The sequence below is a fragment of the Pseudomonas sp. ZS1P83 genome (genome assembly GCF_054897825.1).
Genome location: NZ_CM142706.1, coordinates 2,999,580 through 3,023,125, shown reverse-complemented (window position 1 = coordinate 3,023,125; position 23,546 = coordinate 2,999,580). Strand labels below are relative to the sequence as shown.

Here is a 23,546-nt window from a genome sequence, read left to right as displayed (position 1 = left end):
CGGTCCGGGGGCGGGGATTACTTACGCACGGTGCGCTGTTCGATGCGCTTCTCGAACGTGCCGCAAATGACCCGGTCGACGTAGATGCCAGGGGTGTGGATCTGCGCCGGGTCCAGCTCGCCGGGTTCGACGATTTCTTCGACTTCGACCACAGTGATCTTGCCGGCAGTGGCGGCCAGCGGATTGAAGTTCTGGGCGGTATGGCGATAGATGACGTTGCCGAAATGGTCGGCTTTCCAGCCTTTGACGATGGCGAAGTCACCGGTGATGGATTCTTCCATCAGGTACTTGCGGCCGTGGAATTCGCGGACTTCCTTGCCGTCGGCAACCGGAGTGCCGACGCCAGTGGCGGTGAAGAAAGCCGGGATGCCGGCGCCGCCCGCACGCATTTTTTCGGCCAGGGTGCCTTGAGGGGTCAGGTCAACTTCGATTTCGCCGCTGAGCAGTTGTTCTTCGAACATCTTGTTCTCGCCCACATACGAAGCGACAACCTTGCGAATCTGTCGGTCTTCCAGCAGCACACCGAGGCCGAAACCGTCGACGCCGCAGTTGTTGGAAACCACGGTGAGGTCGCGGGTGCCTTTGCGCTTGATCTCGGCGATGAGGTTTTCCGGGATCCCGCACAGACCGAAGCCGCCGGCGATCACGGTCATGCCGTCTTCAAGACCTGCCAGAGCTTCCTCATAGGAACTCACGCGCTTGTCGAAACCTGCCATATGCACCTCTTTTATTCTTTGTGGGCGGCTGGCTAGCCGTAGGGGTTGAGTGTCTCGTCAGTGAATTCATTTGTTAAGTTGATTTTTAAGGTTGATTGATAGATAAAACTCACCAATTACCTGCCCCGTACTACGTTGGAGACACCGGTCATGACAGTCAAGCAGATCCGCGCGTTCCTGGCCGTGGCCCAGAGTTTGAGTTTTGCCGTGGCCTGCGAGCGGTTGCACCTGTCGCAATCGGCGTTGAGCCTGACCATCAAGGCGCTGGAGGAGGGGCTGGGCGGGCGTCTGTTCACCCGCAATACACGCAATGTGGCGTTGACGGCTGAAGGCGAGTCGCTGGTGCCACTGGCTCGGCGGCTGATTGCTGATTGGGACAATGCCGAGGATGAACTGCGGCAGCGTTTCACGCTTCAGCGCGGTCGCGTGACGTTGGCGGCAATGCCGTCGTTTGCCGGCAACCTGCTGCCGCCGATCCTGAAAACCTTCCGCGCGCGGTATCCCAAGGTGAACGTCACGGTGAATGACGTGATCAACGAGCAGGTGCTGGAAATGGTGCGTGATCGGCAGGTCGAACTGGGGGTAGCGTTTGAGCCGACTCAGAGTTCATCGCTGGAATTCACGCCGTTGTACATGGACCGTTTCGTTGCGGTGGTGCCTCATGATTCTGCGTTCGCCGAACTGGTCGATATCGATTGGCAGACCTTGCTCAAGGAGCCGTTCATCACATTGCAGCGACCGTCGACGGTGCGGGTGATGCTGGAAGAACACTTGCAGGCTCGAGGGATGAAGTTGCCCGTGGAGTTTGAAAGCCATCAATTGGCGACGGTTGGGCGGATGGTGGCGAGCGGGTTGGGGGTGAGCGCAGTGCCGGCGTTGTGCGCCGGGCAGATGCGGGAGCTGGGCGCGCGATGTATTACCTTGCGAGACCCGGTGGTGGAGCGGGCGATTGGGGTATTGACCAAGCCTGGGGTTGAATTGTCGGCAGCGGCTCAGGCGTTGTTCGACATCCTCAAAGAAGAAAACCTGGGCCAGCGCCTCCACTGATCCTAACTGATCGTTCCCACGCTCCGCGTGGGAATGCATCCCGTGACGCTCCGCGTCACATAAAAAGCCGAACGCGGAGCGTCCGTTGAGGCATTCCCACGCGGAGCGTCACTAGTGTCCGGTAAACATGCTTCATAGTTGAAGGCTGCCTTGGGCAGCCTTCAACTTTTCTCGCTCCTGCCTTCGTCGATCCCTCAATACTGGGGTTCCGGGCCGTTCAAACAGGACATGAACTATGCGAACCGTCAGTTCGAACAACGAGCCGGTAAATCCTGAGCGACGATGGAGTATTTGCAGTAACAGATAGCTGATCAAGGCACTGTAAATCTGCAAACGCACCGCATTTTCGGAGTAGGCATAAAAGCGTTTGAGCTTCAGATGTTGTTTGATCCACTTGAAAAATAGCTCGATCTGCCAACGATCTTTGTACAAGGACGCGATTTCTTCAGCTGTCCTCGTGAAGTCGTTGGTCACCAGAACTAACGGCGTCGCATGCCCCTCGCGCTCAACCACGACGCGTCTTACCGACTTTTCCCAATAGTCGTTCAGGCGTTTGCCGGCCAAATGCTTTTTGCCAAACTGGACGACTTCATCGGTCATGACCGAGCTTTGCTCAGTCACGGTCGAGTGCTCATGCAGCACTTTGATATTGGCGTTTTTCTTCAGGCGGGTGACGAAAAAAGCACCTTTGGTCTGCAACTCGTGCCACCAGTTGTAATCGCAGTAGCCCTTGTCGAAAACATACGTCATGCCGGTCTGGATCGGCATTTCCAGTGCATCGCTCAGGTCGTTGACGTTGGCAGGCGTAATGTTCACGTACACCGGGGCCAGCTGCGCCAGATCCAGCCCGACATGCACTTTGAGGCCTTGGGTGATGCGGGTTTTCGTCGCGGCTGTCCAGCCATCGAAGTGAGGTCCGCGCAAGGTGATCGACGTGGAGTCAATCAGGCTAACCATGGCCCCGACCTCCTTGCGCTGCTGGCGGCTGACGGCGCTCATCAGGTACCCACAAAGGTCCTGTAATGGCCGGTAGTCACGCTTGTTCAAGGCATCGGACATTGTCGAGCGGGCAATAGGGCCGGCATTAAGATGGTAGCTATGCGGGCCGAAATTTTCGGAGATAGTCGCCAAGGATCGCAGGCTTGAGGCTCGGGTCAAATGGCCGCTGATCAGTGTCACCAGCAATTGCCAGGTCGTGCAGCGTTTGACGTAGCGATCAGCTTGGTGTGTTTCGATGGATTGCTGGAAAAACTGGCGCGGGATCGCACTGAGTAGTTGGCTTAAACGGGTGCTGGAAAACATAAGTCAAAATCGAGTCTGAAAAAACCGATTATGCCTCACAGCCGCCAACAGCAAGGGGGAGCAAGCTCCCCCCTCGTTTTTTACCGGACACTAGTGACGCGGAGCGTGGGAACGATCATCGGGACAGGTGTTGTGTCAGCAGGGGTAGAAGCCGCTCACAAGACCCCTCAATTTTCAAATCAAGGATGTCATCCGCCCGAGTCTTCCCCAAATTAATCGCAATCAACGGCTTCCCCTGATCCGCCACCACCCGGCACAACCGAAACGCCGAATACGCCATCAACGAAGACCCGATCACCAACAATCCCGCCGCCTTTTCGACCGCCGCCATTGCCTTGGCCGCCGTCGCCTGCGCCACGTTCTCGCCAAAAAACACCACGTCCGGCTTCATCCGTTCCCCTGTGCAGTGCGGACAATGCGGCACCTGAAAGCGCGCTTCAAAAGCCGCGTCGAGCAGGGTATCGCCATCCGGTGCCTGCACCGCGTCCACCCCGGCCAGATAAGGGTTCTGTTCTTCCATCAGTTGCTGGATCGAATCCCGTTCGCTGCGCTTCCCGCAGTCCAGGCACAGGACCCGGTGCAGGCTGCCGTGGAGTTCGATGACGTCATGGCTGCCGGCCTGGTCGTGCAGGGTGTCGACGTTTTGAGTGATCAGCCCGCTGATCTGCTGCGAACTTTGCAAACTGGCCAAGGCCTCGTGGGCCACATTCGGCTGAGCCTGGCGCACCCGCGTCCAACCGAGCATCGCTCGCGCCCAATAGCGGCGCCGAGATTCGGGGGACGAGAGAAACTCCTGATACATCATCGGTTGCCGGCCACGCCGCACGCCCTGGTTGTCGCGGTAGTCCGGAATGCCCGACGGGGTGCTGATGCCGGCGCCGGTGAGGACCACAAACGGCTGGTCAGCCATTAACTGCTGGAGGCGGTCGAGTTGTTCGCGGATGGGGCTGCCTGGCATGTTCAACACTCCGGGGACCATGAGTGTTTGCAGGGTAGCATTTGCCGACCACCCTGCAGGAGCACGGCTTGCCGGCGATGGCGATCTTACGGACGCCATCGCCGGCAAGCCGTGCTCCTACATTTGCGGTAGTTACTTACGCGCCTCCAGAATCAGGTTGAACGGTGTTTCCGTGGCCCGACGGAACGTCTTGAACCCCGCCTCGGTGAAGACTTTGCGCAGTCGCGCCTCGCCAGCCTGGGCGCCGAGCCCGAGGCCGACTTCCTGGGACAGCGAGTTCGGTGTGCAGATGAAGGTCGAGGCGGCGTAGAACAACCGACCAACGGGGGTAGTGTTTTCGTCGAGCGAGTCATTGGCGAACGGTTCCACCAGCAACACCGTGCCGTCCGGTTTCAGCGAGTCATAAGCGTGCCGCGCTGCACCCACCGGGTCGCCCATGTCGTGCAGGCAGTCGAAGTAGCAGACCAGGTCATAGTCGTCGCCGGGGTAGCTTTTTGCCGTGCCCTGAAAGAACTGCGCCCGCCCGGACACGCCACCTGCTTCGGCGCGTTGGGTGGCGACCGTGACAGAGGGCGCGTGGTAGTCGAAACCGACGAATCGCGAATCGGGGAACGCCTGGGCCATGATCACGGTTGATGCGCCATGCCCGCAGCCGATATCTGCCACCTTGGCGCCAGCCTTCAGTTTGGCGACCACGCCTTCGAGTGCTGGCAGCCATTCGGCGACCAAGTGCGCTTTGTAACCTGGCCGGAAGAACCGCTCCGTGCCGCTGAACATGCACGGATGGTGATCGCCCCAGGCGAGGGCACCATCGCCGCGCATGGCGTTGACCAGTTTGTCCTTGTCATGGAAAAACGATGCGACCACCCCGATACCCCCCGCCACATAGACCGGTGAGTCTTCGATCGCCAATGCCAGAGCCTGCTCTTCGGGCAGGCGGAACTGGCCGTCGCGGTGTTCCATGTAACCGGAAGCAGCGTGGGCGCTGAGCCATTCGCGCAGCAGGCGGGTGTTACAGCCGGTTTTGTCGGCGAGGGCTTCAGGGGTGACTGGCTGACTGTCGGCCATGGCCCGGTACAGCCCGAGCTCTTCACCGAGGATGACATTGGCGAGCATCGCCGCGCCGCCCATGTCGTTCACCAGTTTGCCCATGAAATCATTGAGTCTGGCCTCGTCCATCACGTTTGCTCCTTCAGCAGGATCACGGTCCAGAAGCCTTGTTTTCCGAGGCGTTCACTTCTGGGCGGTGGTCGTGGGAATGAACAGGACGATAAGCGCGCCCTGCGTGCAGTAAGTTTAGTCCGGGGTCCGTGCACCGCTGCCTGGAGCGACGAAAGCCCCTTGGGGGATAGGTGTGATGTATCTCTGCGTATCTAACCAACCGCTCGATACAGTGCCTTGAACTATCGCTCACCGAGGGAGTTCAGGCGCTTGGCGGCAGCATCAATTTAACGGGGAGTTGGTGTCCGGTTTTGTAGGGGCAAGTCCAGTCAGTCCCCTCTACCCCTTGGGGTGTTCGTACCGGACAGTGATCCAGCAGTTGCTGGAAGAGGCTAAAGCGCCCGCTGCGTAATGCTTCAAGTCAATGGCTCAGAGGCTACGCGCCGCGGGCCAGTGGTTTTTTCTCCTGACTGCGCCGCCACGCGGCGGGTGGTGCTCCGAACTCACGACGAAAAGCCCGGCTGAACGCCGTGTCGGTCTGATAGCCCACCTCTTCGGCAATCCGCATCAACGAGCTGTTACTGCTGCGTAACAGGTTGGCCGCCAGCAACATGCGCCATTGCGTCAGGTACTGCATCGGCGAACTCCCCACCAGTTGCTGAAAGCGCTCTGCCAACACCGACCTTGAAGTACCGGCAGTGCGCGCCAGTTCATCCAGCGTCCAGGCGTGACAAGGTTTTTTGTGCAACGCGTTGAGGGCGGCGCCGACAATCCGGTCGCCTACGCCCGCCAGCCAACCGGTACGCCCTTCGCTCTGTTCGTGCATGTACAGGCGCAGCACCTCGATGAATAGCACCTCGGCCAGTTTCGCCAACACACCTTCGCCGCCGGGGCGGGGCGAGCGTGCTTCGGCCAGCGCATAACGGACCGACGATTCCAGCCAGATACCGGCATTCGAGCCGCGCACATTGACCCGGACCACCGCCGGCAGTCCGGTCAGCAACATCCCCGCCAACTGCGTATCGCACGCCAGATAGCCGCACACCAGACGCGTTACCGCGCCGCCACCGCCATAACTCAACTGCCGTGGGCGGCGCGCAAGTACCACGTCCAGTCGCGCACCGGTGGCGGGTGCGAGCCCCGGTTTAGAACTCATGCGATGGGCGTCCCCCTGAGGGAAAACCACCACATCGCCGGCCGTGAGCAGGAGAGGGGAATCATCACCCAGCTCGACGTAACACTCGCCTTCGGTGATCAAGTGAAAGATCACCACGCGTTCGGCACCGGGCTCCAGAAACGGCGCCGCCGTGTCGGCGCTCGGCGACTGGTAGCACCAGGGTGCAGTGAACCTGGCATTGATGAAAATCGCGCCGACCAGGCGGACGACGCGCAGCGTCTGGGACAGGGCATCCATGGTGGTTTTCCCGTGTTGGCGGGCTGCTCTTGGTGGGTGAGCTTGATTGTGAGCCTGTCGTGCCAGAGCGTGAAATCTCCGGACGATCGGACAGGGTTGGCCGACGATCGGGCAGGACGCCAGCGTTGCCCGGCGCGATAGTTGGCAAACAGGGTCCGCCGACCCTGTCATCGATAATAAGAATGAGAGGTTGCCATGCCGAAGTTCGTCATAGAACGCGAGATCCCGGGCGCTGGAACACTGTCAGAAAGGGATTTGAAAGCCGCTTCGCAAAAGTCCTGCAGGACGTTGCGCGACTTGCCAGAGGTGCAGTGGCAGCAGAGTTATGTCACCGGTGACAAGCTCTACTGCGTGTACATCGCGCCCAACGAAGAGTTGATCAGGGAGCACGCCAGGCAGAGCGGTTTCCCGGCCAACCGCATTTCCCAGGTCACGGCTATCATCGATCCGACCACGGCAGAATAAGCCGGGCTGCGTTCCAACCCGCAACGGAGCGGAATTCATGAGTACACCCATTGATCTTACTGCCTTGAAAAACCGTCAGATGGCCTCCTGGGCCAGTGGCGACTATGCCGTTATCGGCACCACTTTGCAGATTGTCGGCGAGCAACTGGCCGAGGCCTGCGACCTGCTTTGCGATGAACGCGTGCTCGACGTGGCCGCCGGCAACGGTAACGCGACGCTCGCTGCTGCGCGCCGTGGTTGCCATGTCACGTCTACCGACTATGTGGCCGCGCTGCTTGAACGCGGCGAAGACCGGGCCAGGGCAGAACGCCTGGAAGTGACGTTTCAAGTGGCCGACGCTGAAGCATTGCCGTTCGAGGATGCGAGCTTCGATGCCGTGCTGTCGACCTTCGGCGTGATGTTTACGCCGGACCAGCCCAAGGCCGCCACGGAACTGGCGCGGGTCTGTCGTCCCGGAGGCCGGATCGGCCTGGCGAACTGGACGCCCGAAGGTTTTGTCGGTCAGATGTTCAAGACCCTCGGTCGCCACCTACCGCCACCGCCGGGGGCACAACCGCCTTCGCAGTGGGGCACCGAAGCCTGGTTGCGCACGCACTTTGACGAACGTGACTTTCTGGTTCAGGTAGCGCGAAAGACCTTCAATTTCCGTTACCGCTCGGCCGCGCATTTCATCGACACGTTCCGCACTTGGTACGGCCCGGTTCATAAGGCGTTCGCGACGCTGCCTCCTGAAGGCGCCCAGGCGCTGGAAAACGACATGACCGAACTGATCAACCGTTTGAACAGAGCGGGAGAAAAATCACTGGTGGTGCCGAGTGAATACCTTGAGGTGGTGATCACCCGGCGTTGACCTGGCAACACAAAACCCCTGTGGGAGCGAGCTCGCTCCCACAGGGGTTTGTGTTGCCCGGTAGATCCATCACTCATCCAGCAGCTCGGTGTACACCACCCAAACGCTACACGGCATTTTGTACAGCAGATGCTCCACCGTACTGCCGATCAATCGGCCCATGCCGCGATGGCCGATCCGCCCCATGACAATCACGTCGACGTCATAAGCATCGGCATAGCGGGTGAGGACCTTGGCCGGGTTGCCCATGATCATGTGCCGCTGCTCCGGCCCGATGCCGTTGCGCTCAGCCAATTCGTTGAAGGCATCCTCCTGGTAATCGAACACGGTCTTGGCCTTGCCCGACGAGAAGAACGCCGAACCGTTGTCGAAGCCGAACTCGTCGGCGCTGATGGATGAAAGGTCATAGGCGTAGACCACATCGAGCTCGGCATTACAGGCGCTCGCCAGTTTCGCCGCTTCGTGAAGAATTCGGTCGTTGAAGGTTTTGTAATGGTCATCGCGATGAAAGGGGTCGACCGCCGCGACGATCTTTCGCGGCAAGGCGTGCACGGCGTGGCTCACAAAATGCAGCGGCACCGGGCATTCGCGCAGCAAATGCACATCGAGCGGGGTAAACATCAGCCGCGACAGCAGCGATTCGTGCTCCAGCGCCTTGATCAGCACGTCCATCGGCTGTTCTTTGAGGTGAATCAGGATTTCTTCCAATGGGCGTTCGACCCAAGCCACTTCGGTGGTGACGTACACACCGATTTTGCGCAGGGGGCGCGCCTGTTCCTCAAGCCATTGGCGATGGCGATCGACGTAGCCCAGGCGCATCTGTTCCAGGGCCTTTTCGTTGACCAGACTGGCGGTTGCCAGGCCTTCAAGATAGTCGAAGGCGACGATGTGCAATGCCGCGTCTTCGGCCTTGGCCAGCGCAGCGGCCCTGTCGAAAGCAGGGCTGTGTTCCATCAGCGGTGATGCAACCAGCATGAAGCGGGATTGACCAGACATGACGAACCTCCCGAGGGATTAGCCGCCCGACGTGCGGCTCGTGCGACGTACATCCAGTCTCTAAGTATTGACCATGATCAACCTCTCGTCCGTAAACCGGGCGCAGGCTGAAGTTCGTGCTGAACTCAAGCGCACGTGAACGCTCAGGAGAGCTCCGATGGCAACCATGAAAGCCGCGATATTCGTTGAGAAAAACCGCATCGTGCTGGATGACAAGCCGATCCCCGAGGTCGGGCCGCTGGATGCGCTGATCCGCATTACCACCACGACGATCTGCGGCACCGACGTGCACATCCTGCGGGGTGAATACCCGGTGGCCAAAGGGCTGACCATCGGTCACGAACCGGTGGGCATCATCGAGCGGCTGGGCTCGCAGGTGCGTGGTTTTGTCGAAGGACAACGAGTGATTGCCGGGGCCATCACCCCCAGCGGGCAAAGTTACGCCTGCCTGTGCGGTTGCAGCTCACAGGATGGCCCGGACACCCGCCATGGCTTTCGCGCCGCCGGTGGCTGGAAGTTCGGCAACACTATCGATGGCTGCCAGGCCGAGTACGTGCTGGTGCCGGATGCGTTGGCCAACCTGTGCCCGATCCCCGATGGCCTCAGCGACGAACAGGTGCTGATGTGCCCGGACATCATGTCCACGGGGTTTTCCGGGGCGGAGCGCGGCGAGGTCAAGATTGGCGATACCGTCGCAGTGTTTGCCCTCGGGCCAATCGGCCTGTGTGCCGTGGCCGGCGCACGCCTCAAGGGCGCCTCCACCATTATCGGCATCGATACCGTCGCTGAACGAATGAGCGTCGCCCGGCAGTTGGGAGCGACCCACGTGGTCAATTTCAAGGACGGCGACGTGGTCGCGCAGATCATGGCCCTGACCGACGGTCGAGGTGTCGACGTGGCCATCGAAGCGCTGGGCACCCAAGGCACTTTCGAGTCCGCGCTAAGGGTGTTGCGCCCCGGTGGTCGTTTGTCCAGCCTGGGAGTTTATTCCAGTGATCTGCGCATTCCCCTCGAAGCCTTTGCCGCGGGGCTCGGGGATTTCAGCATCGTCAGCACCCTGTGTCCCGGCGGTAAAGAACGCATGAGACGCTTGATGGCGGTGGTGCAAAGCGGTGGCGTCGACCTGTCGCCGCTGGTGACGCATCGCTTCAAACTCGACGACATCGAAGCCGCCTATGAGTTGTTTGCGCATCAGCGGGACGGGGTGATGAAGGTTGCGATTACGCCCTGAAGTTGTCCTAATCAACTGCAAGGGACCCGTCCTCGGGCACAACAATCGCCGTGTCATCGTTGAACGCTAACTACACGTGACGTTAACGGCCTTCGCGGCGCGTTGCAGTTCTTGTTTAACATCGACAGGTATCCGCTGTTTCACGAGGCGCTGTTCGAGGAATGTCTGATCGCCTCGAGTATCAACCTCAGCGTCAATTGCAGCATCCACCGTTTCTATGGCGGTAGCGTGAGCCTCGATGACCGCGTCAACCTCCGCGTCACTGGTGGCGGCGTCGAGAGCACCAATGAGTGTCGCCACTTCGTCTTCTTCAGACTTTGCATAGGCGTCTACGGACAGTCCGGCAGCCAGCGCTCGCGCTCGGATTTCCACGCCTTTCAGAGCCTGCTTGGCCTCTCCACACAGAACGTCATGTTTGTGGTTTTCGGCGACTTTCCATTGGAAAAATCCAAACGTCATCGTGCCGATAATCGCTACGGTGATACCACCGATCAGGATCCGCTTCATGGTTGCAGTCGTGAGCGTCTGGGGATTGAGGGTTCGGTGGACATCGCTTCGTTCTCTATTCGAGGAAATGAAAGCGTAGCACCGGAACCGGCCTAGCCCCGTCCAACGTCAATGCAAATAGAGTGGCGAAGGAGAGTAGGGGCGCGTCTTCGTGTCAGAACAACCTCCTGCGATCAATGACCTGATGCATCAAGTAAACCTTTCACATCGGCCCATGTTGGAGCATGGGCCCCGGCATGGCGGCAGGACAGGGATGCGCAGGCTGATGAAAATCGCAAGCGTTCCGTGAAATCGGTCATTCCGAGCAAGTCCGATGCCAGCCAACCGGCCATGCAAGCGTCGCCTGCACCTACCGTGTCTGCCACGTCTACGGCGATGGCCGGCTGCTCGTATCGGCTGTCGGGGGTGTACAGAACCATGCCATGTTCACCTCGGGTAAACAGGATCTCAGCCACTGGATTAAGTGCGCGAAGTTCATCCAATGCCTGGTGTTCGGTCAGCCCTGGATAAATGTGCCGAAGGTCTTCGTCGGAAAGCTTAATCATGTCGGCCAGGGCGGTCATCGTCGGGAACGTCTGCTCCCGATAACGGCTGTCCATCAAATTGCGCCAGTTCGGATCAAAGCTAATCCGTTTACCCGCGCCTTTGGCCTGCTGAGCGAGTTTTACCAATCTGTCGCCAAGCGGCTGACGCGCCAGGCTGATACAGCTGAAATGGCAGACTTGGGCATGCTCAATCCATCCTTGCGGCATCAGGCCTGGATCGAAAAACTGATCGGCCTCTCCAGCAAAAAAGTACCGTGGAGGACGGCTTGATGGAACGATGGCCACCAAGGGATCTTGGTCTACTCGTTGGATAAATCGCCTGTCCAGACCTGCCAGCTCTGATTGCCTGGCTATCTCGTCGCCCAAGGAGTCGGTGCTGATTGAGCCTGCGAAAGCGCTGCTAACGCCCAAGCGACTGAGCGCTCGTGCGACATTCCAGGGCGCGCCGCCTGGATAGCCTGTCCACTGTCCGGGAGCGCCTTGGACAAGGTCGGTCAGGGCTTCGCCAAATACGACTGCGCGAGGCAATACCATCGTCATTTCCTCAATATTTTCTAAGAGGGATTGCTGCTGGCTGATCAGAGTCGACCACCGGGCATCACTCACTCAATGGGCTCGGGTGAAAGGCAGGGATGGGTGAGCACCGTTGCGATTGAACATCGTCATCGCCGTTTCGCGACGATATTCGCTCGGTGTCTGTTCCATTTCGATGCGAAAGTGCCTGTTGAAGTTGGAAAGGTTTTCATAGCCAACCTCAAAGCAGATGTCAGCCACCGACATCTCTGTTTGCAACAACAGCCTGCAGGCGCGCTGAACCCTGAGTTTGCGCATTAGATCGATGAAGCCGTGGCCGGTAATCCTTTTGAAGAAGCGCGAAAAACCCGGCTCGCTCATCTCCAGGCGCTGAGCGATAACCGACAGGCGAATGTCGCCGGTGAGCTCAGTCAGTAGATAGTCAAAGGCCTTGTTGATTCGCTCGGAACTGCGGGCATCCAGGGTGGGCGCGTAGCAAGCGCTGGCGAGCAAGTGAACATCATGCGAGGGGGCTTTCATCAGCGCGTTGATCAATTGCAGGAACAGAATCAAACGCTCGAGACCTTGCGCGGGGCCAATGTCCTCCAGCAGTCGCGCAGCCTGTAGAGCCGTTGCCCCAGTGAACTCCAGGCCGCGACGCGCGTGTTCAAAAAGGTGTTGAAGCTCGCCCAGCTCAGGCATCGTTGCGCGTAAGGCCAAAATGGCTGCGCCATCAAACTGCAGCACCACATCGCGCCCCGCCAGGTATTCACCAGGCGCGAGATCCCCTATCCAGTCATGGGGAAGGTCCGGGCCGATAAGCGCTACGTGACCGGCACCGAACGCACCGATGTAATCGCCCGCGACGAGCTTGCCGCTGCCTTGGCGGATCAGATGAATTTCGAATTCAGGGTGATGATTCCAGCGAGCCAGGGAGTAGGGGTAATCGTGTTCGTACCAGCGAAAGCAATGATCGGGCTCAGGAAGAATAACCTCCAGCTCGGCGGGTCGCTGCTCGAACAGGGCTGCTCGGGTATCAGGCATGTCATGCCCCTATTTCATTAATTGTTCTTCGAATGCGTCCAACATACGCCTTCTCGGCCAGCACCTGCTAGCTCACGTATTGCCTGCAACTGATACTTTTTTGATCCCCGGCTGCCAGGCCGTACTCGGTTAAAAAAGTATCAGATGAGCATCCGCTACGCGTTTGTCCGGGCCTTTTTAAGCTGCTGTAATCGAGTCGTCCACCATTGCCGGTCAGACGTATTTGATCAGCGGTGGTTAACAACAAAAATAAAAGCTCCCGTCGTCCAAGGCGCGGAGCGGAGAGCACTACGATGAAAATCCCGAAAGCGCTTTTCCTTTCCGCTGGCCTATCCTTCGCCCTTGTCAGTCAAGCCGCCGAAACAGTGACCATTGCCACCGTCAACAATGGCGACATGATCCGGATGCAGCGGCTCTCCAAAATTTTTGAACAGCAGCATCCTGATGTGAAGCTCAATTGGGTGGTGCTGGAAGAAAATGTCCTGCGTCAGCGCCTGACTACCGATATCGCCACACAAGGCGGCCAATTCGATGTGCTGACGATTGGCACCTATGAAACGCCGCTTTGGGGTGCCAAGCGTTGGCTCGAGCCCATCACCGGGCTGCCTCCGGAGTACGACCTGGAAGACATCTTCCCTTCGGTACGCCAAGGCCTGTCGGTCAACAACACGCTCTACGCGTTGCCTTTCTATGGCGAAAGCACGATCACCTATTACCGCACCGATCTGTTCAAGCAAGCAGGCCTGAGCATGCCGGAGCATCCGACCTGGACGCAGCTTGGCGAATTTGCGTCCAGGCTCCACCAGCCTGACAAAGGACAGTACGGCATGTGCCTGCGTGGCAAGGCTGGTTGGGGGGAGAACATCGCACTGATGAGCACCATGGCCAACGCCTTTGGTGCCCGTTGGTTCGATGAAAAGTGGCAGCCGGAACTTTCCAGCCCAGAGTGGACAGCAGCGGCGCACTTTTACGTCGATACCCTCAAAAAGTATGGGCCGCCAGGTGTATCCAGCAATGGGTTCAACGAAACCCTGGCCCTGTTCAACAGCGGCAAATGCGCGATCTGGGTGGATGCCAGTGTCGCGGGGTCGTTCACCACCGACAAAGAGCAGAGTAAGGTCGTCGACAGTGTGGGCTTTGCGCCTGCACCGACTGAGGTGACCGACAAAGGTTCGTCATGGCTGTATGCGTGGTCGCTGGCGATACCGGCAACCTCCAAGCACAAGGACACCGCCAAGGCCTTTATCACGTGGGCAACGTCGAAAGAATACATTCAGCTGGTCGCTAAAACGGACGGCATCACCCATGTGCCGCCAGGCACTCGACAGTCCACCTACAACGAGGCCTATATAAAGGCCGCACCTTTTGCCCAAGTGACCTTGCAGATGATGCAGCACGCCGATCCTGCGCACCCCTCGATCAAGCCTGTTCCTTACGTGGGTATCCAGTACGTCACCATTCCCGAGTTCCAGGCGATCGGCACTTCCGTCGGGAAGCTGTTTTCGGCTGCGCTTACTGGACAAATGTCGGTCGATCAAGCACTCGCCGCCGCACAGACCTCCACCGAACGTGAAATGAAGCGCGCCGGTTATCCCAAGTAACCCGGCACTACCTGTAGGAGCGAGGCTTGCCCGCGAAAGCATTCTGTCAGTCGATAAAGATGGTGAATCTGACGGCCTCTTCGCGGGCAAGCCTCGCTCCTACAGTTGATCTTCATCTACCTGTTCTCAATCGGTTTAACGCCATGAATACTTCAACTGCCAACGCTCACATGGACATTCCCCAACCGGTGCGTAAAAGCCGGTTGGCCAACCCCGGCTGGTTTCTGGTCAGCCCCTCGGTGGCGTTGTTGCTGCTGTGGATGATCGTGCCGCTGGGCATGACCGTTTATTTCTCGCTGATCCGCTACAACCTGCTCTACCCCGGTGAGAACCAGTTCGTCGGGCTGGAGAACTTCAGCTACTTCCTCAGCGACTCGGGGTTTCTGCCCGGCGCCACCAACACCTTGTTGCTGGTCGGCAGCGTGCTGTTGATCAGTGTGGTGTTCGGGGTGCTGATCAGTGCGCTGCTGGAGGCCAGTGAGTTTCTCGGTCGCGGCATCGTGCGGGTGATGCTGATCTCGCCGTTTTTCATCATGCCTACCGTCGGCGCGCTGATCTGGAAGAACCTGATCTTCCACCCGGTGTCGGGGATCCTCGCCTACGTCTGGAAGCTGTTCGGCGCGCAGCCGGTGGACTGGCTGGCGCATTACCCGCTGCTGTCGATCATCATCATTGTCTCCTGGCAATGGCTGCCCTTTGCGATCCTGATCCTGATGACCGCCATGCAGTCCCTCGACCAGGAACAGAAGGAAGCCGCGCGCCTGGACGGTGCCGGCCCGATCGCGATTTTCTGGCACCTGACTCTGCCGCACCTGGCGCGGCCGATTGCGGTGGTGGTGATGATCGAAACCATCTTCCTGCTCTCGGTGTTCGCCGAAATCTTCACCACCACCAACGGCGGCCCCGGCTACGCCTCGACCAACCTCGCCTACCTGATCTACAACCAGGCGCTGGTGCAGTTCGACGTCGGCATGGCGTCCGCCGGCGGCTTGATCGCGGTGGTGATCGCCAACATCGCGGCCATCGTGCTGGTGCGCATGATCGGCAAAAACCTGACAGACAAAGCCTGAGGCCTGCGCCATGACCCTTCAACAATCCCGCCGTCTGCAAAGCCTGCTGCTCGGCACCCTGGCCTGGGCCATCGCGATCCTGATCTTCTTCCCGATCTTCTGGATGGTGATGACCAGTTTCAAAACCGAAATCGACGCGTTCGCCACGCCGCCGCAGTTCATCTTCACCCCGACGCTGGAGAACTACCTGCACATCAACGAGCGCAGCGATTACTTCAGCTTCGCCTGGAACTCGGTGGTGATTTCCTTCAGCGCCACGGCCCTGTGCCTGCTGATCGCGGTGCCGGCGGCGTACTCGATGGCGTTCTACGAAACCCAGCGCACCAAAGGCACGCTGCTGTGGATGCTCTCGACCAAGATGCTGCCACCGGTGGGCGTGCTGATGCCGATCTACCTGCTGGCCAAGAGTTTGGGCCTGCTCGACACGCGCATCGCCTTGATCGTGATCTACACGCTGATCAACCTGCCGATCGTGGTCTGGATGATTTACACCTACTTCAAAGACATCCCCAAAGACATCCTCGAAGCCGCACGCCTCGACGGCGCCACGCTGTGGCAGGAAATGGTCCGGGTGCTGCTGCCGATCGCCAAGGGTGGCCTGGCTTCCACGGTTTTGCTGTCGCTGATCCTGTGCTGGAACGAGGCGTTCTGGTCACTGAATTTGACCTCGTCGAAAGCCGCGCCACTGACCGCGTTGATCGCCTCCTACTCAAGTCCCGAAGGTCTGTTCTGGGCCAAGTTGTCGGCGGTGTCGACGCTGGCCTGCGCGCCGATCCTGATCTTCGGCTGGGTCAGCCAGAAACAATTGGTCCGCGGCCTGTCGTTCGGCGCCGTGAAATAGCCCTCAAGCATAAGCACAAAAGGAGCGCCACCATGGCCAACCTGAAAATCAAGAATCTGCAAAAAGGCTTCGAAGGTTTTTCCATCATCAAAGGCATCGACCTGGAAGTGCACGACAAAGAATTCGTGGTGTTCGTCGGCCCGTCGGGCTGCGGCAAATCCACGTTGCTGCGACTGATCGCCGGTCTGGAAGAAGTCAGCGGCGGCACCATCGAACTCGATGGCCGCGACATCACCGAAGTCAGCCCGGCCAAGCGCGACCTGGCGATGGTGTTTCAGACCTACGCTCTGTACCCACACATGACGGTGCGCAAGAACATGTCCTTTGCGCTGGATCTGGCGGGTGATAACAAGCAGGACGTCGAGCGCAAGGTGACTGAGGCCGCCCGGATCCTGGAGCTGGAACGCCTGTTGGAACGTAAACCGAAGCAACTGTCCGGCGGCCAGCGTCAGCGCGTAGCCATCGGCCGCGCCATCGTGCGCAATCCGAAAATCTTCCTGTTCGACGAACCGCTGTCCAACCTCGACGCCGCCCTGCGGGTGCAGATGCGCCTGGAACTATCCCGGCTGCACAAGGAACTGCAAGCCACGATGATCTACGTGACCCACGACCAGGTCGAAGCCATGACACTCGCCACCAAAGTGGTGGTGCTCAACGGCGGTCGAATAGAGCAGATTGGTTCACCGCTCGACCTCTATCACCAGCCTGCCAATCTGTTTGTGGCAGGTTTTTTGGGCACCCCGAAAATGAGCTTCCTCAAGGCCACAGTGGTTGCCAACAGTTATCAGGGCGTAGAGGTCGAGCTGGCCTCCGGTCGACGTTTGCTTATCCCTCGTGACGCAAGCTCGTTGAGCGTGGGCAACCCGGTCACAGTCGGCATACGCCCTGAACACCTCAGCCTGGATGATCAAGGGCAACTGCCCATCACCACAGACGTCACCGAGCGCCTGGGCAGCGACACCTTCTGCCACGTCGTCGCCAAGTCCGGTGAAGCACTCACCGTACGAGTCAATGGCGATTGTGATGTCGCTTATGGAGAGCAGAGGTGGGTTGCGCTGGACGTTGCGCATTGCCATTTGTTCGACGAGCACGGGAAGGCTATAGCCCCCTTGGTGCGACTCGCCGCCTGATCTTCAAGCCTCTTGCCCTCGGTTGGGCGTACCCGATATTCAAGAAAACGGATGAACAATCAATGAAACGACTAGACGGTAAAAGCGCGCTTGTCACCGGATCCGCCCGAGGCATTGGCCGTTCTTTTGCTCAGGCTTATGTGAATGAAGGCGCAAGGGTAGCCATCGCTGACATCAACCTTGACCGCGCTCGGGCCACGGCTGAAGAACTCGGGCCAAACGCCTACGCTGTCGAGATGGACGTTACTGACCAAGTGTCTATCGAGGACGCGATGGCTGCCGTCATCGCACAGACAGGCAAGTTGGATATCTTGATCAACAACGCTGCGTTGTTTGATCTCGCCCCCATAGTCGACATCACCCGCGACAGCTTCGAGCGCTTGTTTTCGATCAATGTCGCAGGAACACTGTTCACCCTTCAGGCCGCTGCTCGTCAGATGATTCGGCAGGGGCATGGCGGCAAGATCATCAATATGGCCAGCCAGGCAGGCAGGCGAGGGGAGGCGCTCGTGGGTGTGTATTGCGCGACTAAAGCGGCCGTGATCAGCCTTACACAATCAGCAGGTCTGGATCTGATCAAGCATGGGATCAATGTGAATGCCATCGCGCCAGGCGTGGTAGACGGCGAGCACTGGAATGGCGTTGATGCGATGTTCGCTCAATATGAGAATCGGCCCTTGGGTGAAAAGAAAAGGCTCGTGGGTCAAGAGGTGCCTTTTGGGCGGATGGGGACTGCTGATGATCTGACGGGAATGGCGATATTCCTCGCTTCGTCCGAGAGCGAATATGTGGTGGCTCAGACCTACAATGTCGACGGTGGAAACTGGATGAGTTGACCTCAAAGCATCACAGGCAATTGCCATGGCTACACGTACCCATCAATGCTAAAAAAGCGGCCAACTCGACCCAGGTCTATGGCCGCTTTTGACGCCAGCCAGCGTCAAGCATCTGACTAGTTGCCGTCCGCCACCTTGCGTTCTATCTCAGCTATTTTTCGACTGAGCGCCTCAGCGTCCTGCTCCTTGGTTCGGGTTGAAGAGGGCGTAATGGTTTCATCCACGTCAGGGTCCCTGTCCTCAAGATCTCCTTCGACGTCGTTAACACTGTCATCATTGTTCATATCGCTTACCTCCATTGACCTGAACATTGGATTCAACGCTATGGCTGGAGTTCGAGATTTTTGTCGGTGTGCCCACGAAATGTTCCGGTGGTCAGGCCGCACGAATTTTTCCCTGATGGCGATACTCCACCGTCCGAGGAGCAGCCGCTCAGGCACTGACTAAAGACTATTGTTCCGACCCATGCGGACGCACAGCAAACAGACGCGTCTGTTAGTCAGTTCCGTAAAGTCCAGAGCATTGTCTGAACCATGACATGCGGATGACTGACTAAAGGTTCCCATTCATCGGTGAAAGAGAAACCCTGCTTCAGATAGAAGTTCGAGGCTCTTGCATTGTCCGGAGAGACGTCCAAAAAAACGCGATCATGCCCTTTTCCGATCGCGCGAGATTTCACCGCCTCAACAAGCTGAGTGGCCACGCCAGAGCCACGTGCCGCGGGTTCAACCCACATTCCGATCAAGTTATAGCGATTCGCTTGACTGACCCCGCCACCGATCATTCCCACCGGTTTATCTTCCTTGATGGCCAACCAGAATTCCGGTCCGGCCGCCGACGAGGCTCGTTCTTTCCACTGCTCGTCACTGTAATTAGCGGCAGTTTGGTAACTCACGCCAAATGCAGTCGGCGTGTCCAGAAGCGCAGCAAGACGGACTTTCTTCAACAACATCCAGTCTTTTGCTTCCGTTAATCGAATGTCCATGATCTTCCTTAAAGATGGCGAAACTTCATCGTCCCATAAGAGTGTCGAGGAGACATACCTCACTGTTTGCTTGATTGCTCTCTGATCTGGGTTAGGCTAAGCCGAGGTGTCAATGCTTCAGGGTCGACTCTGACCTCAATCAAGGATGGCCGGGACACTTCAAGGCAGCGCTCGAACGCTGGTGCAAATTCCGACGTCGTTGTGACCACCTCGCCATGGAGTCCATAGGCTTGGGCAAGTGCTGCGAAATCCGGGTTGTGCAAATCAGTTCCTGACACGCGTCCAGGGTAATTGCGTTCCTGGTGCATTCTGATGGTTCCGTACATACCGTTGTTGACCACAACGAAAATCACGTTGGCCCCATATTGCGCTGCAGTCGCTATCTCCTGACCGTTCATCAAAAAGCAGCCATCCCCGGAAAACGAAACCACCACTCGATTCGGGCAAGTCAGTTTGGCGGCCACAGCAGCAGGAACGCCGTAGCCCATCGAGCCGTTGGTAGGTCCTAATTGGGTGCGGTAATGGCGGAACTGGTAGAAACGTTGAAGCCACACAGCATAGTTTCCAGCACCATTGGTCAGGATCGCGTCATCCGGAAGTCTGCGATTCAACCATTCAATGATGTCGGCCATTTGGACTGGGCCAGGGGAGGATGAGCGTTCCAGGTTTTGCTGATAGTTTTGGTTCAGCGTGCGGGTCCACTCACTGTTCCTTTGGGGGGATGTTGCCGGGACTCTTGCTGCTAATTTCGCAAAGCTCGACATGCTGCTGTTTATCGCCAACGCCGGTTGGTAGACCCGTCCCAGCTCCTCAATACCTTGGTGAATGTGGATCAAGGTTTGCTTGGGGACAGGAATATCCAAAGCAGCGTATCCACCCGTCGAAACCTCTCCCATTCGAGAGCCTACGACCAGGAGCAGATCGGCGTTTTTTACGGCTGACGACAGTTGTACTGAAGCCGCGAATCCAAGATCACCGGCATAGTTAGGGTGTCGATTGTCGAACAGGTCCTGGCAGCGAAAGGAGGCTGCAACCGGGATATTTTGCTGTTCAGCAAATAGCCGAATATCGAGCACTGACTCGTTATCCCAGCCGCTGCCACCCAGCACCATCAATGGCCGCTCTGATTGCTCAAGCAGTTGCTGCATGGCGGCCATTTGCTCGGCTGCCGGCGTCATCAAGACCCGTTTGAAAGGGCCGGCATCATTTACTTCCGCCATTTCGGTCAGCATGTCTTCCGGCAGTGCGACCACTACGGGCCCTGGCCTGCCATTGACCGCTCGGTGGAATGCCTGGCTGATCAGTTCGGGGATTCTGCTGGTGTCGTCTATTTGTACGACCCATTTTGCCAAGGGGCCAAACATCTGGCGAAAATCAATTTCCTGAAAGGCTTCGCGATACTGCTGATCGCGAGCTACCTGGCCAATGAACAGAATCATCGGCGATGAATCCTGAAACGCTGTGTGAACGCCAACAGAGGCATTTGTTGCCCCCGGGCCACGCGTGACGAAACAGATGCCTGGCTCTCCCGTCAGCTTGCCATAGGCTTCTGCCATATAAGCCGCCCCGCCTTCTTGACGGCATACGATCAGATCGATTTCTTCTTGTACATCATGCAATGCGTCGAGAACCGCGAGGTAGCTTTCTCCCGGAACACAAAAAGCCCTTTTGACGCCATGGATGCGCAAGGCATCCACCAATATCTGACCTCCGCTACGACGAGAAATGGCTTTATTCATTGTTATCTCCTGAGTCGAATAGAGCGGTGTGAAGAGGCGAATTTGTTTTCCGTTTATGGCTCGGATATTGAGCATCATCGAGTAGGGGGACAAACGATGATTGCTCAGCACTTCATTCCCTCAGCTATTGAAGTCACTTAAGCAAGCGTTAAGGGTGTGGCTCGTTTTCGACAAAGCTCAACTTTTGGTAGGTATTGCCAATAAGAATGGAAGCAGCCACGTCTACATGAGGTAGCGCATGAGCAATTTACCGCCAGCGAATCCGGACCATCCTGAAGCCTTTGTACCGCAGATCGCCGTACCCAAGGTTATGCGCTGGAGCAACACAAATCCCAGCAAGTGGGCGCGCAATCTGCCGACCACCTCCTTGTCGAGGATGTTCGCACGTCCCTGACGCCTTACCTGGAAAGCGTCAATAAGTTGTTCAAGGCCGTTGACCGTGGGAATGATGCCGAGGTGCGCCGGATCGACAATGACGAGGGCGACTCACGGTTCGAAAAGATTGAAAAAGTCGTCCTGCAAGCAGCGGCCCATCACCACGAGGAGTCTATCGTGGCGCTGGAGAAGCTGCGCACGCGGGAGGCCTTCAACGCCAATACCACTCCCATCGTTTTTATCGCCGGGCTGCTTCTCGCCGGCCTGTTCGCCCAAGTGCTGTGGCGCACGCGTGTCGAGCTCGACAGTCAGCGCAGGGACGCCTTGCACGCTTCGCTGCATGACAAGCTCACCGGGCTGGCCAACCGGACCCTCCTGGCTGACCGTTTCGAGCAGTCACTGCGCCTGGGACGGCGCCAGGGGTCAACCACGGGCCTGTTGCTGATCGACCTTGACCGGTTCAAGGAAGTCAACGACACCCTGGGCCACCACTACGGGGATCGCCTGCTCGACCAGATCGGCAAGCGGCTGATCAGTGAGGCACGGGAAATCGACACGGTCGCCCGGTTGGGAGGTGATGAGTTTGCGATTCTGCTTCCCTCCGTCGAAGGCCTGGAGGGTGCTTTGAAAGCAGCGCAACGGCTGCACGCCGCTATTACCGCATCGTTCGAAATCGATGGGGTCGCACTGGATGTCGAGGCCAGCTTTGGGGTAGTGGTTTCGGGACTGCACGGTGACGATACTGCGACGCTCATGCAGCGCGCCGACATCGCCCTGTATGCAGCCAAGAAACAGAGCAAGGGCATACTCGCCTACAACCCGGGAGCGGGATCGAGCGAAAGCGCAAGTAGTTCAACAGCCTCTCACCGATTCGGGTACTTGCGCTGATATTGACGAACCGTCAGCGCCGTCAGCGCACCCTCGTTTTTTCAGTGAAATTGCAATCCCACACCCTCATCAATTAATATATGTTTCATATACATTTCATATTGGGTGAGCCAGTGGGTATCGTAAAAATTTCAGAGGGCATGCACGAGAATCTGCGCGTCGCCAGCGATGCGCTGAGCCGCTCGATCAACGCCCAGGCCGAGCACTGGATGCGCATAGGGATGCTTGCGGAGTTACATCCCGACCTGGATCACCGCGACCTCTGCCGTTTGCTGATTCGTGCCGAACTGGCGGGTGGCCTCGATTTAAAACAGCTCTGCGCACTCGCCGATTTTTCGCAAAGCTCCCAGGTTCATGCAACACCGGGAGCCAAGCAATGAAGGCGAATGTCGCTATCAACAGCCCGGCAGAAATAGCCATGTCTCGCGCTGCAGGCACGCTGGCCGCCGAGGTCCTGGCCATGATTGGTCCCCACGTCAAAGCGGGGGTCACCACCGACGAACTTGATCAGCTCTGTCACGACTACATCGTCAACGTGCAAAAAGCCATACCAGGCAATGTCGGCTATCACGGCTTCCCGAAAACCGTGTGTACATCGGTCAACCAGGTGGTCTGCCATGGCATCCCTTCGGCCAACGCTCTAAAGGATGGCGATATCGTGAATATCGACATTGCCGTTATCAAGGAGGGTTGGTACGGCGACACCAGCCGCATGTACTTCGTGGGTGAGCCCGGCCCGGATGCTCGACGCCTGGCGAAGACGACCTATGAAGCGATGTGTGCCGGTATTCGCGTCGTCCGCCCCGGCGCTACGCTGGGCGACATTGGCCATGCCATTCAGACCGTGGCCGAAAGAGACGGATTCAGCGTCGTGCGCGAATACTGCGGTCACGGTATCGGCAAGGTTTATCACGATGAGCCGCAGGTCCTTCATTACGGCTACCCAGGCCAGGGCCTGAAACTGAAAACCGGCATGATCTTTACCATTGAGCCTATGCTGAACGCTGGCAAACGCCATGTGAAAACGCTGGCTGATGGCTGGACCGTGGTCACCAAGGATCACTCACTCTCGGCTCAATGGGAGCATATGATCGCTGTCACTGACGATGGCTTCGAGGTTCTGACCCGTTGGCCCGATAGTGTCGATGGGTATTCCGCCATCGTTTAGGCGCGTCGTTCATCACACTCGAGTGGGCCCGGATTACAGGCCACAACACCATTCTTGTCGATGATAAAGACCCACTTCGTAACGGCTTTCAGCTTGCCTGATCAATCGGATAATGGCGCTAGTGGTTTTGAAACTTTTGCGGTTAGCATGCGCGTTATCAACGC

Annotated in this window: 24 protein-coding genes; 12 read left to right on the top strand and 12 right to left on the bottom strand. The window is 58.1% G+C overall.

Annotation, left to right across the window (positions count from 1 at the left end):
• Positions 1-17: 17 nt before the first annotated feature.
• The gene (locus tag ACYZT0_RS14405; RefSeq protein ID WP_462046395.1) at positions 18-716 is read right to left on the bottom strand and encodes a CoA transferase subunit A; all 699 of its coding nucleotides are present in this window, start codon (positions 714-716) and stop codon (positions 18-20) included.
• 150 nt (positions 717-866) lie between these two features.
• Between ACYZT0_RS14405 and ACYZT0_RS14400 the strand changes: the two genes are divergently transcribed.
• Positions 867-1,763 carry a LysR substrate-binding domain-containing protein gene (locus ACYZT0_RS14400; RefSeq protein ID WP_462046394.1) on the top strand — a complete coding sequence of 299 codons (897 nt, stop codon included), beginning with the start codon at positions 867-869 and terminating at the stop codon, positions 1,761-1,763.
• A 132-nt stretch (positions 1,764-1,895) separates the two neighbouring features.
• Here ACYZT0_RS14400 and ACYZT0_RS14395 read toward each other — a convergent pair whose 3' ends face one another.
• The 4 genes from ACYZT0_RS14395 to ACYZT0_RS14380 all read right to left on the bottom strand — a co-directional run bounded on the left by ACYZT0_RS14395 (position 1,896) and on the right by ACYZT0_RS14380 (position 6,598).
• Positions 1,896-3,065, bottom strand: coding sequence for an IS4 family transposase (locus ACYZT0_RS14395; protein ID WP_462041955.1), 1,170 nt, complete (start codon positions 3,063-3,065; stop codon positions 1,896-1,898).
• A 115-nt stretch (positions 3,066-3,180) separates the two neighbouring features.
• Positions 3,181-4,023 (bottom strand): NAD-dependent protein deacetylase, encoded by an 843-nt coding sequence (locus ACYZT0_RS14390; protein ID WP_462046393.1) that lies wholly within the window; start codon positions 4,021-4,023, stop codon positions 3,181-3,183.
• A 132-nt stretch (positions 4,024-4,155) separates the two neighbouring features.
• Complete coding sequence (locus ACYZT0_RS14385; RefSeq protein WP_462046392.1) at positions 4,156-5,202, bottom strand: class I SAM-dependent methyltransferase; 1,047 nt, start codon at positions 5,200-5,202, stop codon at positions 4,156-4,158.
• A 418-nt stretch (positions 5,203-5,620) separates the two neighbouring features.
• On the bottom strand, positions 5,621-6,598 hold the full coding sequence (locus tag ACYZT0_RS14380) for an AraC family transcriptional regulator (protein ID WP_462046391.1): 978 nt from the start codon (positions 6,596-6,598) through the stop codon (positions 5,621-5,623).
• Positions 6,599-6,793: 195 nt separating this feature from the next.
• On the opposite strand from ACYZT0_RS14380, the gene ACYZT0_RS14375 reads away from it, so the two are divergent.
• Positions 6,794-7,063 (top strand): DUF4242 domain-containing protein, encoded by a 270-nt coding sequence (locus ACYZT0_RS14375; RefSeq protein WP_059402840.1) that lies wholly within the window; start codon positions 6,794-6,796, stop codon positions 7,061-7,063.
• A gap of 37 nt (positions 7,064-7,100) precedes the next feature.
• Positions 7,101-7,913: a class I SAM-dependent methyltransferase gene (locus ACYZT0_RS14370; RefSeq protein ID WP_462046390.1), complete on the top strand. Its 813-nt coding sequence runs from the start codon at positions 7,101-7,103 to the stop codon at positions 7,911-7,913.
• 69 nt (positions 7,914-7,982) lie between these two features.
• Here the strand turns inward: ACYZT0_RS14370 and ACYZT0_RS14365 are convergent, their stop codons facing one another.
• The gene (locus tag ACYZT0_RS14365; RefSeq protein ID WP_462046389.1) at positions 7,983-8,909 is read right to left on the bottom strand and encodes a universal stress protein; all 927 of its coding nucleotides are present in this window, start codon (positions 8,907-8,909) and stop codon (positions 7,983-7,985) included.
• A gap of 157 nt (positions 8,910-9,066) precedes the next feature.
• On the opposite strand from ACYZT0_RS14365, the gene ACYZT0_RS14360 reads away from it, so the two are divergent.
• Complete coding sequence (locus ACYZT0_RS14360) at positions 9,067-10,140, top strand: NAD(P)-dependent alcohol dehydrogenase (RefSeq protein WP_462046388.1); 1,074 nt, start codon at positions 9,067-9,069, stop codon at positions 10,138-10,140.
• A gap of 66 nt (positions 10,141-10,206) precedes the next feature.
• Here ACYZT0_RS14360 and ACYZT0_RS14355 read toward each other — a convergent pair whose 3' ends face one another.
• From ACYZT0_RS14355 to ACYZT0_RS14345, 3 genes are all read right to left on the bottom strand, one after another.
• Positions 10,207-10,647: a hypothetical protein gene (locus ACYZT0_RS14355; protein ID WP_462046387.1), complete on the bottom strand. Its 441-nt coding sequence runs from the start codon at positions 10,645-10,647 to the stop codon at positions 10,207-10,209.
• Between the two features lie 173 nt (positions 10,648-10,820).
• Positions 10,821-11,726 (bottom strand): carbohydrate kinase family protein, encoded by a 906-nt coding sequence (locus tag ACYZT0_RS14350; RefSeq protein ID WP_462046576.1) that lies wholly within the window; start codon positions 11,724-11,726, stop codon positions 10,821-10,823.
• A gap of 72 nt (positions 11,727-11,798) precedes the next feature.
• Positions 11,799-12,749 (bottom strand): AraC family transcriptional regulator, encoded by a 951-nt coding sequence (locus ACYZT0_RS14345; RefSeq protein WP_462046386.1) that lies wholly within the window; start codon positions 12,747-12,749, stop codon positions 11,799-11,801.
• A 293-nt stretch (positions 12,750-13,042) separates the two neighbouring features.
• Here ACYZT0_RS14345 and ACYZT0_RS14340 point away from each other — a divergent pair, with 293 nt between their 5' ends.
• From ACYZT0_RS14340 to ACYZT0_RS14320, 5 genes are all read left to right on the top strand, one after another.
• On the top strand, positions 13,043-14,350 hold the full coding sequence (locus tag ACYZT0_RS14340; protein ID WP_462046575.1) for an ABC transporter substrate-binding protein: 1,308 nt from the start codon (positions 13,043-13,045) through the stop codon (positions 14,348-14,350).
• Positions 14,351-14,493: 143 nt separating this feature from the next.
• Positions 14,494-15,420 (top strand): carbohydrate ABC transporter permease, encoded by a 927-nt coding sequence (locus tag ACYZT0_RS14335; RefSeq protein WP_462045979.1) that lies wholly within the window; start codon positions 14,494-14,496, stop codon positions 15,418-15,420.
• A 10-nt stretch (positions 15,421-15,430) separates the two neighbouring features.
• Positions 15,431-16,261, top strand: a complete 831-nt coding sequence (locus ACYZT0_RS14330) for a carbohydrate ABC transporter permease (protein WP_462046385.1) — start codon at positions 15,431-15,433, stop codon at positions 16,259-16,261.
• A 32-nt stretch (positions 16,262-16,293) separates the two neighbouring features.
• Positions 16,294-17,391: an ABC transporter ATP-binding protein gene (locus ACYZT0_RS14325; RefSeq protein ID WP_462046384.1), complete on the top strand. Its 1,098-nt coding sequence runs from the start codon at positions 16,294-16,296 to the stop codon at positions 17,389-17,391.
• Between the two features lie 62 nt (positions 17,392-17,453).
• On the top strand, positions 17,454-18,227 hold the full coding sequence (locus ACYZT0_RS14320; RefSeq protein ID WP_462046383.1) for an L-iditol 2-dehydrogenase: 774 nt from the start codon (positions 17,454-17,456) through the stop codon (positions 18,225-18,227).
• A gap of 116 nt (positions 18,228-18,343) precedes the next feature.
• Here ACYZT0_RS14320 and ACYZT0_RS14315 read toward each other — a convergent pair whose 3' ends face one another.
• The 3 genes from ACYZT0_RS14315 to ACYZT0_RS14305 form a co-directional block, all read right to left on the bottom strand.
• Complete coding sequence (locus ACYZT0_RS14315) at positions 18,344-18,511, bottom strand: hypothetical protein (RefSeq protein ID WP_462046382.1); 168 nt, start codon at positions 18,509-18,511, stop codon at positions 18,344-18,346.
• Between the two features lie 215 nt (positions 18,512-18,726).
• Entirely contained in the window at positions 18,727-19,212 is a 486-nt protein-coding gene (locus ACYZT0_RS14310) for a GNAT family N-acetyltransferase (protein WP_462046381.1), read from the bottom strand.
• Between the two features lie 59 nt (positions 19,213-19,271).
• Positions 19,272-20,951, bottom strand: coding sequence for a thiamine pyrophosphate-binding protein (locus ACYZT0_RS14305; protein WP_462046380.1), 1,680 nt, complete (start codon positions 20,949-20,951; stop codon positions 19,272-19,274).
• 339 nt (positions 20,952-21,290) lie between these two features.
• Between ACYZT0_RS14305 and ACYZT0_RS14300 the strand changes: the two genes are divergently transcribed.
• The 3 genes from ACYZT0_RS14300 to map all read left to right on the top strand — a co-directional run bounded on the left by ACYZT0_RS14300 (position 21,291) and on the right by map (position 23,382).
• Positions 21,291-22,214 carry a diguanylate cyclase domain-containing protein gene (locus tag ACYZT0_RS14300; protein ID WP_462046379.1) on the top strand — a complete coding sequence of 308 codons (924 nt, stop codon included), beginning with the start codon at positions 21,291-21,293 and terminating at the stop codon, positions 22,212-22,214.
• Positions 22,215-22,327: 113 nt separating this feature from the next.
• Positions 22,328-22,594 (top strand): ParD-like family protein, encoded by a 267-nt coding sequence (locus ACYZT0_RS14295; RefSeq protein WP_461979780.1) that lies wholly within the window; start codon positions 22,328-22,330, stop codon positions 22,592-22,594.
• The gene (gene map, locus ACYZT0_RS14290; protein ID WP_462046378.1) at positions 22,591-23,382 is read left to right on the top strand and encodes a type I methionyl aminopeptidase; all 792 of its coding nucleotides are present in this window, start codon (positions 22,591-22,593) and stop codon (positions 23,380-23,382) included. The genes ACYZT0_RS14295 and map overlap by 4 nt, the downstream gene beginning before the upstream one ends.
• Positions 23,383-23,546 lie beyond the last annotated feature (164 nt).

What these genes read in the sequence shown, in the direction of transcription:
- ACYZT0_RS14405 (WP_462046395.1), bottom strand. Translation starts at nt 716, where the DNA reads ATGGCAGGTTTCGACAAGCGCGTGAGTTCCTATGAGGAAGCTCTGGCA.
- ACYZT0_RS14400 (WP_462046394.1), top strand. Translation starts at nt 867, where the DNA reads ATGACAGTCAAGCAGATCCGCGCGTTCCTGGCCGTGGCCCAGAGTTTG.
- ACYZT0_RS14395 (WP_462041955.1), bottom strand. Translation starts at nt 3,065, where the DNA reads ATGTTTTCCAGCACCCGTTTAAGCCAACTACTCAGTGCGATCCCGCGC.
- ACYZT0_RS14390 (WP_462046393.1), bottom strand. Translation starts at nt 4,023, where the DNA reads ATGCCAGGCAGCCCCATCCGCGAACAACTCGACCGCCTCCAGCAGTTA.
- ACYZT0_RS14385 (WP_462046392.1), bottom strand. Translation starts at nt 5,202, where the DNA reads ATGGACGAGGCCAGACTCAATGATTTCATGGGCAAACTGGTGAACGAC.
- ACYZT0_RS14380 (WP_462046391.1), bottom strand. Translation starts at nt 6,598, where the DNA reads ATGGATGCCCTGTCCCAGACGCTGCGCGTCGTCCGCCTGGTCGGCGCG.
- ACYZT0_RS14375 (WP_059402840.1), top strand. Translation starts at nt 6,794, where the DNA reads ATGCCGAAGTTCGTCATAGAACGCGAGATCCCGGGCGCTGGAACACTG.
- ACYZT0_RS14370 (WP_462046390.1), top strand. Translation starts at nt 7,101, where the DNA reads ATGAGTACACCCATTGATCTTACTGCCTTGAAAAACCGTCAGATGGCC.
- ACYZT0_RS14365 (WP_462046389.1), bottom strand. Translation starts at nt 8,909, where the DNA reads ATGTCTGGTCAATCCCGCTTCATGCTGGTTGCATCACCGCTGATGGAA.
- ACYZT0_RS14360 (WP_462046388.1), top strand. Translation starts at nt 9,067, where the DNA reads ATGGCAACCATGAAAGCCGCGATATTCGTTGAGAAAAACCGCATCGTG.
- ACYZT0_RS14355 (WP_462046387.1), bottom strand. Translation starts at nt 10,647, where the DNA reads ATGAAGCGGATCCTGATCGGTGGTATCACCGTAGCGATTATCGGCACG.
- ACYZT0_RS14350 (WP_462046576.1), bottom strand. Translation starts at nt 11,726, where the DNA reads ATGGTATTGCCTCGCGCAGTCGTATTTGGCGAAGCCCTGACCGACCTT.
- ACYZT0_RS14345 (WP_462046386.1), bottom strand. Translation starts at nt 12,749, where the DNA reads ATGCCTGATACCCGAGCAGCCCTGTTCGAGCAGCGACCCGCCGAGCTG.
- ACYZT0_RS14340 (WP_462046575.1), top strand. Translation starts at nt 13,043, where the DNA reads ATGAAAATCCCGAAAGCGCTTTTCCTTTCCGCTGGCCTATCCTTCGCC.
- ACYZT0_RS14335 (WP_462045979.1), top strand. Translation starts at nt 14,494, where the DNA reads ATGAATACTTCAACTGCCAACGCTCACATGGACATTCCCCAACCGGTG.
- ACYZT0_RS14330 (WP_462046385.1), top strand. Translation starts at nt 15,431, where the DNA reads ATGACCCTTCAACAATCCCGCCGTCTGCAAAGCCTGCTGCTCGGCACC.
- ACYZT0_RS14325 (WP_462046384.1), top strand. Translation starts at nt 16,294, where the DNA reads ATGGCCAACCTGAAAATCAAGAATCTGCAAAAAGGCTTCGAAGGTTTT.
- ACYZT0_RS14320 (WP_462046383.1), top strand. Translation starts at nt 17,454, where the DNA reads ATGAAACGACTAGACGGTAAAAGCGCGCTTGTCACCGGATCCGCCCGA.
- ACYZT0_RS14315 (WP_462046382.1), bottom strand. Translation starts at nt 18,511, where the DNA reads ATGAACAATGATGACAGTGTTAACGACGTCGAAGGAGATCTTGAGGAC.
- ACYZT0_RS14310 (WP_462046381.1), bottom strand. Translation starts at nt 19,212, where the DNA reads ATGGACATTCGATTAACGGAAGCAAAAGACTGGATGTTGTTGAAGAAA.
- ACYZT0_RS14305 (WP_462046380.1), bottom strand. Translation starts at nt 20,951, where the DNA reads ATGAATAAAGCCATTTCTCGTCGTAGCGGAGGTCAGATATTGGTGGAT.
- map (WP_462046378.1), top strand. Translation starts at nt 22,591, where the DNA reads ATGAAGGCGAATGTCGCTATCAACAGCCCGGCAGAAATAGCCATGTCT.